17 protein-coding genes are annotated in these 16,430 nt (G+C 73.0%); 15 read left to right on the forward strand and 2 right to left on the reverse strand.

Features of this window, described 5'->3' with window-relative positions; translation table 11 throughout:
- Positions 1–59 precede the first annotated feature (59 nt).
- The 7 genes from ABZK10_RS12520 (at position 60) to dapF (ending at position 6,196) form a co-directional block, all read left to right on the forward strand.
- The gene (locus ABZK10_RS12520; protein WP_281881776.1) at positions 60–368 is read left to right on the forward strand and encodes a helix-turn-helix domain-containing protein; all 309 of its coding nucleotides are present in this window, start codon (positions 60–62) and stop codon (positions 366–368) included.
- 67 nt (positions 369–435) lie between these two features.
- Positions 436–660, forward strand: a complete 225-nt coding sequence (locus ABZK10_RS12525) for a DUF3046 domain-containing protein (protein ID WP_353809534.1) — start codon at positions 436–438, stop codon at positions 658–660.
- Positions 661–935: 275 nt separating this feature from the next.
- Positions 936–2,009 carry a recombinase RecA gene (recA, locus tag ABZK10_RS12530; RefSeq protein ID WP_353809535.1) on the forward strand — a complete coding sequence of 358 codons (1,074 nt, stop codon included), beginning with the start codon at positions 936–938 and terminating at the stop codon, positions 2,007–2,009.
- Positions 2,006–2,785, forward strand: coding sequence for a regulatory protein RecX (locus tag ABZK10_RS12535; protein WP_353809536.1), 780 nt, complete (start codon positions 2,006–2,008; stop codon positions 2,783–2,785). Before recA ends, ABZK10_RS12535 begins: the two co-directional genes overlap by 4 nt.
- A gap of 48 nt (positions 2,786–2,833) precedes the next feature.
- The gene (miaB, locus tag ABZK10_RS12540; protein ID WP_353809537.1) at positions 2,834–4,387 is read left to right on the forward strand and encodes a tRNA (N6-isopentenyl adenosine(37)-C2)-methylthiotransferase MiaB; all 1,554 of its coding nucleotides are present in this window, start codon (positions 2,834–2,836) and stop codon (positions 4,385–4,387) included.
- A gap of 1 nt (position 4,388) precedes the next feature.
- The gene (gene miaA / locus ABZK10_RS12545) at positions 4,389–5,309 is read left to right on the forward strand and encodes a tRNA (adenosine(37)-N6)-dimethylallyltransferase MiaA (protein ID WP_353809538.1); all 921 of its coding nucleotides are present in this window, start codon (positions 4,389–4,391) and stop codon (positions 5,307–5,309) included.
- Positions 5,310–5,314: 5 nt separating this feature from the next.
- Positions 5,315–6,196 (forward strand): diaminopimelate epimerase, encoded by an 882-nt coding sequence (dapF, locus tag ABZK10_RS12550; protein ID WP_353809539.1) that lies wholly within the window; start codon positions 5,315–5,317, stop codon positions 6,194–6,196.
- A gap of 9 nt (positions 6,197–6,205) precedes the next feature.
- Here dapF and ABZK10_RS12555 read toward each other — a convergent pair whose 3' ends face one another.
- Positions 6,206–6,817, reverse strand: coding sequence for a class I SAM-dependent methyltransferase (locus ABZK10_RS12555; RefSeq protein WP_353809540.1), 612 nt, complete (start codon positions 6,815–6,817; stop codon positions 6,206–6,208).
- A gap of 41 nt (positions 6,818–6,858) precedes the next feature.
- Here ABZK10_RS12555 and hflX point away from each other — a divergent pair, with 41 nt between their 5' ends.
- The 4 genes from hflX (at position 6,859) to metE (ending at position 12,514) form a co-directional block, all read left to right on the forward strand.
- On the forward strand, positions 6,859–8,406 hold the full coding sequence (hflX, locus tag ABZK10_RS12560) for a GTPase HflX (protein ID WP_353809541.1): 1,548 nt from the start codon (positions 6,859–6,861) through the stop codon (positions 8,404–8,406).
- Positions 8,407–8,500: 94 nt separating this feature from the next.
- Positions 8,501–8,908, forward strand: coding sequence for a hypothetical protein (locus tag ABZK10_RS12565; RefSeq protein WP_353809542.1), 408 nt, complete (start codon positions 8,501–8,503; stop codon positions 8,906–8,908).
- Between the two features lie 277 nt (positions 8,909–9,185).
- Entirely contained in the window at positions 9,186–10,181 is a 996-nt protein-coding gene (locus ABZK10_RS12570; RefSeq protein WP_353809543.1) for a methylenetetrahydrofolate reductase, read from the forward strand.
- On the forward strand, positions 10,178–12,514 hold the full coding sequence (gene metE, locus ABZK10_RS12575; RefSeq protein WP_353809544.1) for a 5-methyltetrahydropteroyltriglutamate--homocysteine S-methyltransferase: 2,337 nt from the start codon (positions 10,178–10,180) through the stop codon (positions 12,512–12,514). Before ABZK10_RS12570 ends, metE begins: the two co-directional genes overlap by 4 nt.
- Before the next feature lie 51 nt (positions 12,515–12,565).
- On the opposite strand, the gene lexA is transcribed toward metE, so the two are convergent.
- On the reverse strand, positions 12,566–13,270 hold the full coding sequence (gene lexA / locus ABZK10_RS12580; RefSeq protein WP_353809545.1) for a transcriptional repressor LexA: 705 nt from the start codon (positions 13,268–13,270) through the stop codon (positions 12,566–12,568).
- A 270-nt stretch (positions 13,271–13,540) separates the two neighbouring features.
- Between lexA and ABZK10_RS12585 the strand changes: the two genes are divergently transcribed.
- The 4 genes from ABZK10_RS12585 to hisH are packed head-to-tail and all read left to right on the forward strand — an operon-like array spanning position 13,541 to position 16,394.
- Positions 13,541–13,966 (forward strand): LysM peptidoglycan-binding domain-containing protein, encoded by a 426-nt coding sequence (locus ABZK10_RS12585; RefSeq protein ID WP_353809546.1) that lies wholly within the window; start codon positions 13,541–13,543, stop codon positions 13,964–13,966.
- A gap of 57 nt (positions 13,967–14,023) precedes the next feature.
- Entirely contained in the window at positions 14,024–15,100 is a 1,077-nt protein-coding gene (locus tag ABZK10_RS12590; protein WP_353809547.1) for a histidinol-phosphate transaminase, read from the forward strand.
- Positions 15,101–15,153: 53 nt separating this feature from the next.
- On the forward strand, positions 15,154–15,762 hold the full coding sequence (hisB, locus tag ABZK10_RS12595) for an imidazoleglycerol-phosphate dehydratase HisB (protein WP_353809548.1): 609 nt from the start codon (positions 15,154–15,156) through the stop codon (positions 15,760–15,762).
- Positions 15,759–16,394: an imidazole glycerol phosphate synthase subunit HisH gene (gene hisH / locus ABZK10_RS12600; RefSeq protein WP_353809549.1), complete on the forward strand. Its 636-nt coding sequence runs from the start codon at positions 15,759–15,761 to the stop codon at positions 16,392–16,394. Before hisB ends, hisH begins: the two co-directional genes overlap by 4 nt.
- The last annotated feature ends 36 nt before the right edge of the window (positions 16,395–16,430 follow it).

A 16,430-nucleotide genomic window follows, 5' to 3' on the forward strand; every position in this document is an offset into this window, starting at 1 on the left:
CCGGCGGCCGGTCCCGCTTCGGCCGGAGCGGCCGATGGGCAGAGAGAAGGAGGTTCCCGATGGTTCTGGTACGTCAGGAAATCGGCGATGTGCTGAGGGACTTCCGTCTGCAGAAGGGTCGTACCCTCCGCCAGGTCGCGAGCAAGGCGAGCGTCGCGCTCGGCTACCTCAGCGAGGTGGAGCGCGGCCAGAAGGAGGCCTCGTCCGAGATCCTCGCCTCGGTGGCGGAGGCGCTCGAGACGCCGATCTCCACCATCATGCGCGAGGTCGGCGACCGTCTCGCCGTGATCGAGGGCATCGACCCGATCCCCGACACGGTCCCCGACGAGTTCGTGGCCGGCTTCGACGCCGACATGATGGTGCGCTGACCGCGACGCATCGACAGAGAGCGACGACCGGCCCGCGGGCCGGTCGTTCTCGTTTCCGGGAGGGTTCGTGAAGCTCAGCGAGTTCCGCGTGGCGGTCGACGACGAATTCGGCGCCGGCTACGGCCGCGTGGTCGTGGGCGACCTCGTGCTGCCGGCGCTCGGCGGGCGCACGGCGGAGCAGGCGCTGTCCGACGGCGTGCCGGCCCGAGAGGTCTGGATCGCGCTGTGCGCGGCCACCGAGGTGCCCGAGCACCGCCGCTACGGCGTCGGCCGCCTCGACCAGCGTCGCTGACGCGGGCGGGCGGATGTTCGAGGAATCCGTCCCGACACGCGGCGTGTCGCTCGAACACGTGTTCGGTTCTGCGGCGTAGTCTCCTCAACAGGCGGGAAGGTCCGCGCGTCGCGAGCGAACACGGCGCTGCATCCGATCGATGTCGGACGTGGTGCGTAGCGTGAACGACGTCGGATCACACCGCACCACGCCTTGTCGACGAGGTGACCCGGGTCACGGCCCGGGCGCGGAGCGACAGCCTACAGGCAGCAGCACCGAGACGAAGGAGACAGCACATGCCCTCACCCGCAGACCGCGAGAAGGCCCTCGAGACGGCTCTCGCGCAGATCGACCGCCAGTTCGGGAAGGGCTCGGTGATGCGCCTCGGCAGCGAAGACCGCGCCCCCGTCGAGATCATCCCCACCGGGTCCATCGCGCTCGACGTCGCGCTCGGCGTGGGCGGACTCCCGCGCGGCCGCATCATCGAGATCTACGGCCCGGAGTCGTCGGGTAAGACGACCCTCACGCTCCATGCGATCGCGAACGCGCAGCGCGCCGGCGGCATCGCGGCGTTCATCGACGCGGAGCACGCGCTCGACCCCGACTACGCCAAGAAGCTGGGCGTCGACATCGACGCCCTGCTCGTCTCCCAGCCCGACACCGGTGAGCAGGCGCTCGAGATCGCCGACATGCTGATCCGCTCGGGCTCGATCGACCTGGTCGTCATCGACTCCGTCGCGGCGCTCGTGCCGCGCGCCGAGATCGAGGGCGAGATGGGCGACTCGCACGTCGGCCTGCAGGCGCGACTCATGTCGCAGGCGCTGCGCAAGATCACCGGTGGACTGAACCAGACCAAGACCACCGCGATCTTCATCAACCAGTTGCGCGAGAAGATCGGCGTGTTCTTCGGCAGTCCGGAGACCACCGCGGGCGGCAAGGCGCTGAAGTTCTACGCTTCGGTGCGACTCGACATCCGCCGCATCGAGACCCTGAAGGACGGCGGCGACGCGGTCGGCAACCGCACCCGCGTGAAGGTCGTGAAGAACAAGATGGCCCCGCCGTTCAAGCAGGCCGAGTTCGACATCCTCTACGGCGTCGGCATCTCCCGCGAGGGCAGCCTGATCGACTACGGCGTCGACCAGGGGATCGTCAAGAAGTCCGGCGCCTGGTACACGTACGACGGCGACCAGCTCGGTCAGGGCAAGGAGAACGCCCGCAACTTCCTGATCAAGAACCCCGACATCGCCGAGGAGATCGAGCAGAAGATCCTGACCAAGCTCGGCATCGGCGCGAAGGGCATCCCGATGGGCGAGGCCGGCGGCAACGTCGAGTCCATCCAGGGCAAGCTCGGCGCGCGGAAGGGCGCATGACCCACCCCCGCGCCGACCGGGGCGATCGCGGCGACGCGATCGCCCCGGTCGCCTACCTGCCGTGGGTGCGGCCCGATGCCGACACGGCGGACGCGCCCGCGGTGCCGAGGCGATCGGCGCCCGATGCCGGCGCGCCGGGGCCGGGCGGGCTCTGGGGCGTCGTCCCGGGCGGTACCCGATCGGCGTCCGCCGACGGCGACGCGGTCGCCCGGGTCGGCGCGGGCGACCCCGGGCCCGAGGAGCAGGAGTCGCACGACGCCGCGTGGGCCGTGCCCGTCGTCGGCGACGACCCCGACGGGCGCGACGGCGCCGACGACGACCGCGTCGACCGGGTCGTGCTCGCACGACTGCGGCGCTCGTCGCTGTCGGTCTCGGAGGTGCGGCGGCTGCTGCTCGACCAGGAGGTCGGGGCCGAGCACGTCGACGGCTGGATCGCCCGCTACGAGCGACTCGGCTACCTCGACGACCGCTCGTTCGCCGACCAGCTCGCGGCTTCGCTCGTCGACCGCAAAGGCTACGGCACCGGAGCCGTGCTCGCCGAACTCCACCGACGCGGCGTCGACTCCGGCCTCGCACGCGAGGTGGTCGAGGGGCTCGACGCCGACGACGAGCGCGCACGTGCGGTCGAACTGGCGGTCGAGCGCGCGCGCCGGCTGGGCTCGGTCGACCGCGCCGCCGCCGCACGCCGCCTCTCCGGGTACCTCCAGCGGCGCGGCTACTCGGGCGACGTGGTGCGCGAGGCCGTCTCCACCGCGCTCCAGGGCACGCACGCCTGAGGTCCGCGGCGCCGGCGGGCCGGTGCGAATCGTAGACTGGTGCGCATCATGAGCAGCATCACCGAGACGCCGACGGTCATCGAGGGGTCGAGTGCCGCGGTCGACGGCGCCGGCCGCGCGCGCACGTACGAGGTGCGCACCTTCGGCTGCCAGATGAACGTGCACGACTCCGAGCGACTGAGCGGCTCGCTCGAGGCGGCCGGGTACGTCCCCGCCGCGGGCGCCGAGCCCGACGTGGTCGTGATCAACACCTGCGCCGTGCGCGAGAACGCCGACAACAAGCTCTACGGCAACCTCGGCCACCTCGCGGGCGTCAAGCGCCGCCACGAGGGCATGCAGATCGCCGTCGGCGGCTGCCTCGCCCAGAAGGACACGAGCACCATCCTCGAGAAGGCGCCGTGGGTCGACGTCGTCTTCGGCACGCACAACATGGGAGCGCTGCCGCGGCTGCTCGAGCGCGCCCGCCACAACGACGAGGCCCAGCTCGAGATCCTCGACGCGCTCGAGACCTTCCCGTCGACGCTCCCGACCAAGCGCGATTCCAGCTACAGCGGCTGGGTCTCCATCTCGGTCGGCTGCAACAACACCTGCACGTTCTGCATCGTGCCGTCGCTGCGCGGCAAGGAGAAGGACCGCCGGCCCGGCGACATCCTCGCCGAGGTGCAGGCGCTCGTCGACGACGGCGCGATCGAGGTCACGCTGCTCGGCCAGAACGTGAACTCCTACGGCGTCGAGTTCGGCGACCGCCAGGCGTTCGGCAAGCTGCTGCGCGCTGCCGGGCGCATCGACGGCCTCGAGCGCATCCGGTTCACCAGTCCCCACCCGGCCGCGTTCACCGACGACGTCATCGACGCCATGGCCGAGACGCCCACCGTCATGCCCCAGCTGCACATGCCGCTGCAGTCGGGCTCCGACCGCATCCTGAAGGCCATGCGCCGCTCCTACCGCAGCGAGCGCTTCCTCGGCATCCTCGAGCGGGTGCGCGAGCGCATCCCGCACGCGGCGATCAGCACCGACATCATCGTCGGCTTCCCGGGCGAGACCGAGGAGGACTTCCAGGAGACGCTGCGCGTGGTCGAGGCCGCACGGTTCGCCTCGGCCTTCACGTTCCAGTACTCGATCCGGCCGGGCACGCCCGCCGCGACCATGGACGACCAGGTGCCGAAGGAGGTCGTGCAGGAGCGCTACGATCGTCTGATCGCGCTGCAGGAGCGCATCAGCCTGGAGGAGAACCGGGCCGTCGTCGGCCGCGAGGTCCACCTGCTCGTCGCCACCGGCGAGGGCAAGAAGGACGCCGAGACCCACCGCATGTCGGGTCGTGCGGAGGACAGCCGGCTCGTGCACTTCGAGGTGCCCGCAGGCTCGGACGTGCCGCGGCCCGGCGACGTCGTCACGGTCACGGTCACGCAAGCCGCGCCGTTCCATCTCCTCGCCGACTCGCCCGACGGCGCGCCGCTGCGCATCCGCCGCACCCGCGCCGGCGACGCCTGGGACCGCGCGCAGGCCGACAGCTGCGGCGTGCCCGCACCGGCCGGCGGCTCGGGCGCCGGGGCGGTCTCCCTCGGCCTGCCGACCGTGCGCGTGGTGGACGAGACCCGCTGACGTGACCCTGATCGCGGTCGTCGGCGCGACCGGTACCGGCAAGTCGGAGTTCGCGCTCGACCTGGCCGAGGCGATCGCCGCGCGCGGCGGCGCGGCCGAGGTCGTGAACGCCGACGCGATGCAGCTGTACCGCGGCATGGACATCGGCACCGCGAAGCTCGCCGCCGACGAGCGCCGCGGCGTGCCGCACCACCTGCTCGACGTGCTCGACGTCACCGACGAGGCATCCGTCGCCGCCTACCAGCACGACGCGCGCGCGGCGATCACCGCCGTCCGTGCGCGCGGCGCGGTGCCGCTGCTCGTCGGCGGATCCGGCCTCTACGTCTCGTCGGTGCTGTACGGGTTCGAGTTCCCCGGCACCGATGCCGAGGTGCGCGCCCGACTCGAGGCCGAGCTCGAGCGCGACGGGCGTGCCGCGCTGCACCGTCGCCTGGTCGAGCTCGACGCGCCCACGGCGGAGGCCGTCGGACCGCACAACGCGCGCCGCATCGTCCGCGCGCTCGAGGTGATCGAGGTGACCGGGGAGCCGGCCGCCGCCCGGCTGCCCGACGAACCGGTGCCCTGGACCGCGCACGAGGTGCTGCGCCTGCACGTCGACCGCGAGGTGCTGGTGCCCCGGCTCGACGCCAGGGTCGAGGGCATGTGGCGCGACGGACTCGTCGACGAGGTGCGCGGGCTGATGCCGCTCGGCATCGAGCGCGGGGTCACCGCGAGCCGGGCCATCGGGTACGCCCAGGCGATCGCCGAGGTGCACGGGCGGATGCCCCGGGCCGACGCGATCGCCGAGACCCAGGCGCTCACGCGCCGCTACGCCCGCCGGCAGGTCGGCTGGTTCAAGCGCTCCCGCGACGAGGTCGTGGTGGATGCCACCGATGCCGGGGCGCGCGACGCGCACCTGCGTCGCCTGGCGACCCTAGACTGATCGGCATGCCGTTCGATCTGCCGTTCACCAAGGGCCAGGGCACGGGCAACGACTTCGTCCTCGTCTCCGACCCCGACGGGGAGCTCGACCTCACGCCCGAGCGCGTGGCCGCCATCTGCGACCGCCGGTTCGGCGTGGGCGCCGACGGCGTGATCCGCGCCGTGCGCTCGCGCGCGCTCGACGACGGCGCCGCGGCGCTCGCGGAGGACCCCGCCGCGGAGTGGTTCATGGACTACCGCAACGCCGACGGGTCGATCGCCGAGATGTGCGGCAACGGCATCCGCGTCTTCGCGCGGTACCTGCTGCAGCAGGGGCTCGTCGAGCTCGAGCCCGGGGCGACGCTGCCGATCGGCACGCGCACCGGCGTCCACGCGGTGCTCGCGAACGCGACCGGCTTCCAGGCCGACCTCGGCCGGTGGCGGCTCGAGGGCGGCGAGCCGCTCGTGCGGGCCAAGGAGCTGCCGGTCGCCCGTCCCGGCCTCGGCGTCGACGTGGGCAACCCGCACGTGGTCGTCGCGGTCGCCGACGACGACGAGCTCGAGTCGATCGACCTGTCGTTCGTGCCGGTGCTGGAGCCCGCCCCGAAGCACGGCGCCAACGTCGAGTTCGTCGTGCCCGGCGAGCCGCTCGTGGTCGACGGCGTGGGCCGCATCCGCATGCGCGTGCACGAGCGCGGCTCGGGCGAGACGCTCTCATGCGGCACCGGCGCGGTCGCCGCCGCGCTCGCGGTGCGGCACTGGGCCGGCGCGGGCGCGCCGGACGAGTGGCGCGTGCAGGTGCCGGGCGGCATCCTGGGCGTCCGCATGGTCGCGGCCGACGACGGCGAGCACGTGGCGCTCGCGGGCCCGGCAGAGCTCGTCTTCGACGGGGTGCTGACGCTCGACTGAGGCGCGCCGCTAGGCGGCGTGCCGGTGCACGTGCAGCACCCGGTAGCCCTTCCCGGTCGCGGCGCGATCGACCGCGAACTCGGGCAGCGTCTCCTGCAGCCAGCGCTGGAGCGAGTCCGAGCCGAGGTTGCGCTGCACCACGAGCCAGGCGTCGCCGTCGTCGGCGAGGCGGGGCAGCCAGTGCAGCAGCATCTCGTGCAGCTCCTGCTTGCCGATGCGGATGGGCGGGTTCGACCAGATGGTGCGGAACCGCAGGTCATCGGGAACATCGTCGGGCAGTGCGGCGTTGACACGGGGGAGCCCGAGGTCGGCGGCGTTCCGGCGCACGAGGTCGAGGGCGCGTTCGTTCACGTCGACCGCCCAGACGTCCGCGTCGGGCGACTCGATGCCCAGCGTCAGCGCGATCGGCCCCCAGCCGGAGCCGAGGTCGAGCAGGGCGCCGTCGCCCGGTGGTGCGGGGGTGTTGGCCAGCAGCACCTGGGTGCCGTGGTCGATGCGGTCGGGGCTGAAGACGCCGGATGCGGTCGTGAGCCGCACCTCGCGGCCGGACAGCCGCACGGTGAGCGGGCGACGGGCGGCGGCGCTGGCGGGCTGCGACGAGAAGTAGTGGTCCGACGCCATAGAGGGAACCTAACGCAGAGATGGGAACTAGGGTTAACGCGATGGATCGTACCGACGAACGGCTGGACGCCGACGACGCCGTGGAGCGCGTGCTCGCCCACGGCGATGCGCACGCGCGCGGCTTCAGCCTGTTCGACGGCCGGGCCGGCGCGCTGCAGGTGCACGGCACGCTGTCGGGCGCGACCGGCGACGAGGGCTTCGACGGCGACCAGTTCGACCGCGAGGACCGCGCGGCGCTGCGTCGCGTCTCGGGCCTGTCGACCGAGCTCGAGGACGTCACCGAGGTCGAGTACCGGCAGCTGCGGCTCGAGAACGTCGTGCTCATCGGCGTGCACCCGCAGGGCGGGCAGCGCGACGCCGAGAACTCGCTGCGCGAGCTCTCGGCGCTGGCCGAGACCGCGGGCGCCCGCGTGCTCGACGGGCTGCTGCAACGTCGGCCGCACCCCGATCCGAGCACGTACCTCGGCCGCGGCAAGGCCGAGGAGCTGCGCATGATCGTGGCCTCCCTCGAGGCCGACACCGTGATCGCCGACACCGAGCTCGCGCCCAGCCAGCGGCGCGCGCTGGAGGACGTGGTGAAGGTGAAGGTGATCGACCGCACGGCCGTGATCCTCGACATCTTCAGCCAGCACGCCAAGAGCCGCGAGGGCAAGGCGCAGGTCGAGCTCGCCCAGCTCGAGTACCTCCTGCCGCGCCTGCGCGGCTGGGGCGAGTCGATGTCCCGCCAGGCCGGTGGCCAGGTGGGCGGCGCGGGCGCCGGCATGGGCTCGCGCGGACCGGGTGAGACGAAGATCGAGCTCGACCGCCGCCGCATCCACACCCGCATGTCGCGCCTGCGCAAGCAGATCGCGGCCATGAAGCCGGCCCGCGAGGCCAAGCGCGCGAACCGCCGCCGCAACGCGGTGCCGTCGGTCGCGATCGCCGGGTACACCAACGCCGGCAAGTCGAGCCTCGTCAACCGCATCACCGGTGCCGGCGTGCTCGTCGAGAACGCGCTGTTCGCGACGCTCGACGCGACCGTGCGCCGCAACCAGACGCCCGACGGCCGCCTGTACACGATCGCCGACACCGTCGGGTTCGTGCGGAACCTCCCGCACCAGCTCGTCGAGGCGTTCCGCTCGACGCTCGAGGAGGTCGGCGACTCCGACCTGATCGTGCACGTGGTCGACGCGTCGCACCCCGACCCGGCGAGCCAGCTCGCGACGGTGCGCGACGTCATCGGCGAGCTCGGCGCCCGCGACATCCCCGAGCTCGTGGTCTTCAACAAGTCCGACCTCATCGACGACGAGGAGCGGCTCGTGCTGCGCGGCCTCGAGCCCGAGGCGGTCTTCGCCTCGGCCCGCACCGGCGCCGGCATCCCCGAGCTGCTGCAGGCCATCGCCGACCGCATCCCCGACCCGTCGGTCGAGGTCGACCTGCTCGTGCCGTACGACCGCGGCGACATCGTCTCGACGCTGCACGAGGCCGGGCGCGTGCTCGAGGTCGACTACCGCGACGACGGCACGCACGTGCGCGCCCTCGCCAATCCGGAGCTCGCCGCGCAGCTCGCGGGGTACTCGGTGCGCCCCGCCGCATCCGTCACCGACTAGGCCGTGCGCGCCGGCCGGCGCTCCGCCCGATGATCCGCGCGAGCGATGTGGATCGATCTGCTTCGACGCGGACGCCGTCTGGCATCATTCGGCCATGGCGTCCAGGCGATCGTGGTCCGTGCTCGCCGTCGGGGCCGCCGTGCTCGCGTTGAGCGCGTGCGGCGCGGAGGCGCACCCCTACTCGGACCTCGGCGGGGAGGCGACCCGCCAGGACGCGTTGCCCGCCTCGCTGCCCGAGTACGCCTCCCGCGACCTCGACATCGAGTCGAGCCGGTACGTCGGCGACGACGACGGCACGCGGCTCTGGCTGGCACGCGGCGCCGAGGAGGGCACCGTGTGCCTGGTCATCGTCTCGGCCGCGGAGGAGTGGTTCGTCGCTTGCGGCGGCGAGGCCGGTCCGATGACCACGGGAGGCGTCGTCGGGTCGTACACCGTGCACGCCGACCACCATCCGATCCCCGACGACGCGGTGGAGATCTCCGCGAACGTGTACCGACGCTGATTTCCCGCGGAGCGTCCCGGAACGCGGGCCGGTGCGTGCGCACCCGCTTCGCCGCCTCCTGAACGACCGCCGCCTCCTGAACGCCCGCCGTCACATTCGGTCACGGGGGAGACGCCGCGCGCCCGCAGGCGTATCGTCGAGAACGATCGTTGCGACGGGCCCGGCCCGTCGCGTGGAGCGACCGCCGAGCCCGGCACCCGCCCGCGAGCGCCCGACCACTTCGCGTCGGGACCGCGGCCTGCCGTGCGTCCCGTCGCCCCCAGACGATGAGGACCCGATGTCCGAGACCGGCCGATTCCGACCGCACGACGACGCCGCCGTGCGGCGGGTGCCCGTGTCGTTCGAGCTGTTCCCGCCGCGCTCGGACGCCGCCGCCATCGCCCTCGGCCGCACCATCGACCGCCTCGCCGAGGCCGACCCGGCGTTCATCTCCGTGACGTTCGGCGCCGGCGGCTCGTCGCGCGAGCGGTCGCTCACGGTGCTGCGGTACATCCTGGAGCAGACGCAGGTCGAGCCCATGGCGCACCTGACCTGCGTCGGCTCGTCGCACGCGGAGGCCAACCGCCTGGTGCGCGAGTTCCTCGACGCGGGCATCACGAGCTTCCTCGCCCTCCGCGGCGACCCGCCGGCCGGCGCGGCCGAGGGCGACGGGCTGGGCGACCTCGGGTCGTCGGCCGAGCTGGTGCAGCTCATCCACCGGGTGCAGGAGGAGCGGGAGCCGTTCGCGCAGCTCGGCGTGCCGGGTGCGCCGAAGGCGCGGCGCATCGAGGACCGCCCGCGGCCGGAGCGCGTCGCGGTCGCGACGTTCCCCACGGGGCATCCGCGCTCGGCCAACCGCCGGCAGGACGTCGACGCGCTGCTCGCGAAGGAGGTCGCGGGCGCGAACCTCGCGATCACGCAGCTGTTCTGGCACGCCGACGACTACCTCGGCTTCGTCGAGCTCGCCCGAGCCGGCGGCGTGACCATCCCGATCCTGCCCGGCATCATGCCCGTCGTCTCGCCGAAGCGGCTCGCGCGGCTGACCGAGCTCACGGGCGTGCCCGCGCCCGACGACCTCGCGATCGCGCTCGAGATCGAGCCCGACGAGGCCGCCCAGCGCGAGATCGGCATGCGCTTCGCCGCCGACCTCGCGCGCGGCGTCGTCGACGGCGGCGCCCCCGGACTCCACCTGTACACCTTCAACCACCACGAGGCGGTGCTCGGCGTGCTGGCCGAGCTCGACCTCTTCCCGCCCCGGGCCGCCCGGCCCACGTCCCTCACGGAGCACGCATGACCCGCACGACCTTCCCGACCGGCACGATCCTCGGCTACCCCCGCATCGGGCGCCGACGCGAACTCAAGCGCGCCGTCGAGTCCTTCTGGAGCGGCCGCATCGACGAGGCGGAGCTCGAGCGCACCGCCGCCGAGCTGCGCGCCGCGACCCGCGAGCGGCTGCAGGCGCTCGGCCTCGGCGCCGACGACTCGTCGATCCCCGAGTCGTTCTCGTACTACGACCAGGTGCTCGACGCCGCCGTCGCGGTGGGCGCGATCCCCGAGCGCTTCGCCGACCTGGTCGACGACTCCGGCCGCGTCGGCCTCGACGCCTACTTCACCATCGCGCGCGGCGAGGGCGAGAAGGCCCCCCTCGAGATGACGAAGTGGTTCGACTCGAACTACCACTACCTGGTGCCCGAGATCGCGGCCGACACCGCGTTCCGCCTCGCCGACGACCGCATCGTGCGCGAGGTCGCCGAGGCGCGCGGGGCGGGCCTCGTGACCCGGCCCGTCGTGGTCGGTCCGGTGACCCTCCTGCTGCTGAGCAAGGCCGCCGAGGGCTCGGATGCCTCCTTCCGGCCGCTCGACCGCCTGGACGACCTGCTGCCGGTGTACGTCGAGCTCCTCTCGCGGCTCGCCGACGCGGGCGCCGAGTGGGTGCAGCTCGACGAACCGGCGCTGGTGTCGGAGAGCATCGACGTCGACCCGGCCGACGCGCGTGCGGCCCTCGCCCGCGCGTACGAGGTGCTCGGCGGGGCATCCGCCCGCCCCTCGATCCTCGTCGCCGCGCCCTACGGCGCGCTCGACGCGGCGCTGCCCGTGCTCGCCGCGAGCCCGGTCGAGGCGATCGGACTCGACCTCGTGCGCGGCAGCGCGCCGGTCGGCCTCGATGACGTCACCCGCGCCGGCCTCGCGACCAAGGCGATCGTCGCGGGCGTCGTCGACGGCCACAACGTCTGGCGCGGCGACCTCGCCGCCGCCCTGACCGCGGCCGAGTCGGTGCGCGACCTCGGCGCCGCGCTCGCGGTGTCGACCTCGACGTCGCTGCTGCACGTGCCGCACGACGTCGACGACGAGACCGCGCTCGACGCGCGGCTGCGTTCCTGGCTCGCCTTCGCCGACCAGAAGGTCGCGCAGGTCGCCGTGCTCGCCCGCGGCCTCGCCGGGGGAGCGGACGCGATCGCCGACGAGCTCGCCGCCGCCACCGCCGCCCTCGCCGACCGCAGCGGCGCCGCGGGCGTGCGCGACGGCGCGGTGCGCGACCGCCTCGCCGCACTCGACGCCGACGCGGGCACCCGGGCCGACTACGAGGCGCGCGTCGCGGCGCAGGCCGAGCTCGACCTGCCGGTGCTGCCCACGACCACGATCGGGTCGTTCCCGCAGACCGGCGACATCCGTCGTGCCCGTGCCCGCCACGCGCGCGGCGAGCTCGACGACGCCGGCTACGAGGCCCTGATGCGCGCGGAGATCGAGCGCGTCATCCGCCTCCAGGAGGAGATCGGACTCGACGTGCTGGTGCACGGCGAACCGGAGCGCAACGACATGGTGCAGTACTTCGCCGAGCTGCTCGACGGCTTCGCCGTGACCGAGCACGGCTGGGTGCAGTCGTACGGCAGCCGCTGCACGCGCCCCTCGATCCTCTGGGGCGACGTGTCCCGCCCCGAGCCGATGACGGTCGAGTGGTCGCGGTACGCGCAGTCGCTCTCCGACAAGCCCGTCAAGGGCATGCTCACCGGGCCCGTGACGATCCTCGCATGGTCGTTCGTGCGCGACGACCAGCCGCTGGGCGACACGGCGAACCAGGTGGCGCTGGCGCTGCGCGACGAGATCGCCGACCTCGAGACCGCCGGCATCCGCATCATCCAGGTCGACGAGCCGGCGCTGCGCGAGCTGCTGCCGCTGAAGCGCGCCGACCAGCCGGCGTACCTCGACTGGTCGGTCGGCGCGTTCCGCCTCGCGACCGGCGGCGCGGCGACGGCCACGCAGGTGCACACCCACCTCTGCTACTCGGAGTTCGGCGTGGTGATCGACGCGATCCGCGCGCTCGACGCCGACGTGACGAGCATCGAGGCGGCGCGCAGCCGCATGGAGGTCGTCGACGACCTGCGCACGAGCGGCTTCGACCACGGCGTCGGCCCGGGCGTCTACGACATCCACTCGCCGCGCGTGCCGAGCGTCGCAGAGGTCACCGAGCTGCTCGAGCGCGCGGCGGACTCGCTGCCGCTCCGCCAGGTCTGGGTGAACCCCGACTGCGGCCTGAAGACGCGCGGCTACGACGAGACGGTCGCCTCGCTGCGCAACATCATCGACGCCACCCGCGAGGTGCGCGCCCGCGCGGCGGTCGGGGCCTGAGCGGATGCCCCGGGGCGCGCGCCGCCCCGGGGCATCCGTCGTCGTGCGGCGCTAGACGGTGCGGAGCACGGCGACGACCTTGCCCAGGATCTCGGCGTAGTCGCCGAGGATGGGCTCGAACGCGCTGTTGCGCGGCAGCAGCCAGGTGTGGCCGTCGCGCTGCCGGAAGACCTTGACGGTCGCCTCGCCGTCGAGCATCGCGGCGACGATCTCGCCGTTCTCGGCGGTCTGCTGCTGCCGCACGACGACCCAGTCGCCGTCGCAGATCGCCGCGTCGACCATCGAGTCGCCGACGACCTTGAGGATGAACAGCTCGCCCTTGCCGACGAGTTGGCGGGGGAGCGGGAACACCTCCTCGATCTGCTGGTCGGCGGTGATCGGCACGCCCGCGGCGATGCGGCCCACCAGCGGCACCATCGCGGCGTCGCCCACGGGGGCGGGGGAGCCGGATGCCCCTGACGCGCCGGTCTCGTCGGCGGCCTCCGTCTGCTGCGGCGTCTCGATGAGCACCTCGAGCGCGCGCGGCCGGTTCGGGTCGCGCCGCAGGTAGCCGCTCAGCTCGAGCTGGTTGAGCTGGTGGGCGACGCTCGAGAGCGACGACAGGCTCACCGCGTCGCCGATCTCGCGCATGCTCGGCGGGTAGCCCCGCGTCGAGACGGAGCGCTGGATCACGTCGAGGATCTGCAGCTGCTTGGCGCTGAGGTTCTTGCGCCGCCGGGTCGCCCGACGCTGCTCGAGGTCGTTCTCGGTGTCCACGTGCTCCGCCCTCCACGGGATCGGCAGTCCGTGCCGCCGAACCGAATGTCAGTGGTGTCTGATCGACTGTCGCCAGACATTCGAAACTGTATCCCTCGCTACGGGGTCGGGCAAACATATGTTCGAGCGTGTCGCGCGGAAATCCGCGGCTCTCCGTTGCGGATGCGGGGTTGAGTGTTCGATCATTCGAAGGTATATTCGGAACACAGCTTCGCGCCGGCACTCCCGGCCGAGTGCCGGCGCGAAGCTTCCGGGAGGTGCGAGATGACGATGGCAATCCACAGCGGCACGGTCTTCGGTTCGCCGCGCACGACGACGACGGTCCCGAGCCGGGAACGCCCCAGCGCGGCTCGACCCAGCGCGGCGCGACCGCAGACCGACCAGATCCCCGCACGCACGAGGCTCCGCCTGACCCGGCGCGGGCGGCTCGTCTTCGGCACGCTCGGCGTGCTGATCGCGCTGGCGTTCGCGCTGCTGCTGCCGCTCGCGGCCGCTCCCGCCGTCGCCGGTGACGAGGCGGCCGAGCCGCTGCAGGTCATCACGGTCGAGCAGGGGCAGTCGCTCTGGGCCATCGCCGAGCAGATCGCGCCGCACGCCGACCCGCGCGAGGTCATCACCGACATCCTGCGCCTCAACGGCCTCGACTCGGCCGAGCTGGTGCCCGGCCAGCAGCTCGCCCTTCCGGCCGACCGCTGAGTCCGGCGGTGCCCCGGGGCGCCGAAACACGTCGGTCGCCGTCAGTAGCATGAGTGCGTGACGACCCTCGACGACCTCCCGATCCGCGATGACCTCCGAGGCAAGGTGCCCTACGGCGCGCCGCAGCTGCACGTGCCCGTCGCGCTGAACGTGAACGAGAACACGCACCCGATTCCCGAGGACGTCGCGCACGACATCATCGCCCGCATCGCCCAGGCACTGCTGAGCCTCAACCGCTACCCCGACCGCGAGTTCACGGCCCTGCGCGAGGCGCTCGCGGGCTACCTCGGCCACGGGCTCTCGCCCGACCGCATCTGGGCGGCGAACGGCTCGAACGAGGTGCTCCAGCAGGTGCTGCAGGCGTTCGGCGGGTTCGGGCGCACGGCGCTCGGCTTCGCCCCGACCTACTCGATGTACCCGCTGCTGTCGTCGGGCGTCGGCGTGGAGTGGATCGGCGCCGAGCGCGATGCCGACTTCGAGCTCTCGCCCGAGACCGCGGTGCGCGCGATCGAGCAGCACGATCCCGACCTCGTCATCCTCTGCTCGCCGAACAACCCCACGGGCACGCCGATCCCGCTCGAGACCGTGCGCGCCGTCGCCGACGCGGCTCGCGGCATGGTCGTCGTCGACGAGGCGTACGCCGAGTTCGCCCCGCCCGGTTCGCCGAGCGCGCTGTCGCTGCTCGAGGGCCGCCCGCGCCTGATCGTCTCGCGCACCATGAGCAAGGCGTTCGCCTTCGCCGGCGCTCGGGTCGGCTACCTCGCCGCGGACCCCGCCGTGATCGACGCGATCCGGCTCGTGCGCCTGCCGTACCACCTCTCCGCGCTCACCCAGGCGGCGGCGATCGGCGCGGTCGAGCACGCGCCCGAGATGCTGGCCATGGTCGACGACATCCGCGGCCAGCGCGACCGCATCTCGGCCGAGCTCGCCGGACTCGGCTACCGCCCGTACCGCTCGTGGAGCAACTTCGTGCTCTTCGCGGGCGTCGACGACCCGCCGGCGACATGGGCGGCGCTCCGCGACCGCGGCGTCCTCGTGCGCGATGTCGGCATCCCCGGCACCCTGCGGGTGAGCGCGGGCACCGAGACCGAGACGACGGCGTTCCTCGAGGCCCTCGCGGCGGTGGGGCGCTGAGCGGCCCCGTCGCACGCGAGGAGCGCGGCATCCGCCCGCAATAGGATGGCCGCATGAGCACCCCCGCACGGACCGCCCGCGTGCAGCGCGAGACGAGCGAGTCGAGCATCGACCTGTCGCTCGACCTCGACGGCACCGGAACGAGCGACATCGAGACCTCGGTGCCGTTCTACGACCACCTGCTGACGGCGTTCGCGAAGCACTCGCTGACCGACCTGACCGTGCGCGCCCGGGGCGACATCGAGATCGACGTGCACCACACGGTGGAAGACGTCGGCATCGTGCTCGGCACCGCGATCAGGCAGGCGCTCGGCGACAAGCGCGGCATCTCGCGCTACGGCGACGCGCTCGTGCCGCTCGACGAGGCGCTCGCGCAGGCCGTCGTCGACCTCTCCGGCCGGCCGTACCTCGTGCACACAGGCGAGCCCGCGGGCTTCGAGTTCCACCTGATCGGCGGGCACTTCACCGGCTCCATGGTGCGTCACGTGTTCGAGGCCATCACGTTCCACGCGGCGATGACCGTGCACGTCGACGTGCGCGCGGGCCGCGACCCGCACCACATCGCCGAGGCCGAGTTCAAGGCGTTCGCGCGCGCGTTCCGCCAGGCGAAGGCGCTCGACCCGCTGGTGTCGGGCGTGCCCTCGACGAAGGGCGCGCTGTGAGCCGACCGAGCGTGGTCGTGCTCGACTACGGCACCGGCAACGTGCACTCCGCGGTCAAGGCGCTCGAGCGCGCCGGTGCCGAGGTGGAGCTCACGGCCGACCGCACGGCGGCGATGGAGGCCGACGGCCTGCTCGTCCCCGGCGTCGGCGCGTTCAGCGCCGTCATGGCCGCCCTGAAGGGCGTGCGCGGCGACGAGATCATCGACCGCCGCCTTGCGGGCGGCCGCCCCGTGATGGGCATCTGCGTCGGCATGCAGGTGCTCTTCGAGCACGGCATCGAGCGCGGCGTCGACACCGAGGGGCTCGGCGAGTGGCCCGGTACGGTCACCGAGCTGCCGGCATCCGTGCTGCCCCACATGGGCTGGAACACGGTGCGGGCGCCCGACGACTCGGCGCTCTTCGAGGGCCTGCACGACGAGCGCTTCTACTTCGTGCACTCCTACGCGGCCACCGAGTGGACGCTCGACGTGCAGCCGCCGTTCCCGCAGCCGCGCGTGACCTGGTCGGAGCACGGTGCGCCGTTCCTCGCCGCGGTCGAGAACGGGCCGCTCGTGGCGACGCAGTTCCACCCGGAGAAGTCGGCCGACGCGGGCATCCGCCTGCTCGCGAACTGGCTCGGCACCCTCCGCTGAGGCCGGGCGCCGCTGCGGCCCGTCACGTGCACGAGG

The organism is Agromyces sp. SYSU T00194, from assembly GCF_040496035.1.
Lineage (GTDB): Bacteria > Actinomycetota > Actinomycetes > Actinomycetales > Microbacteriaceae > Agromyces > Agromyces chitinivorans.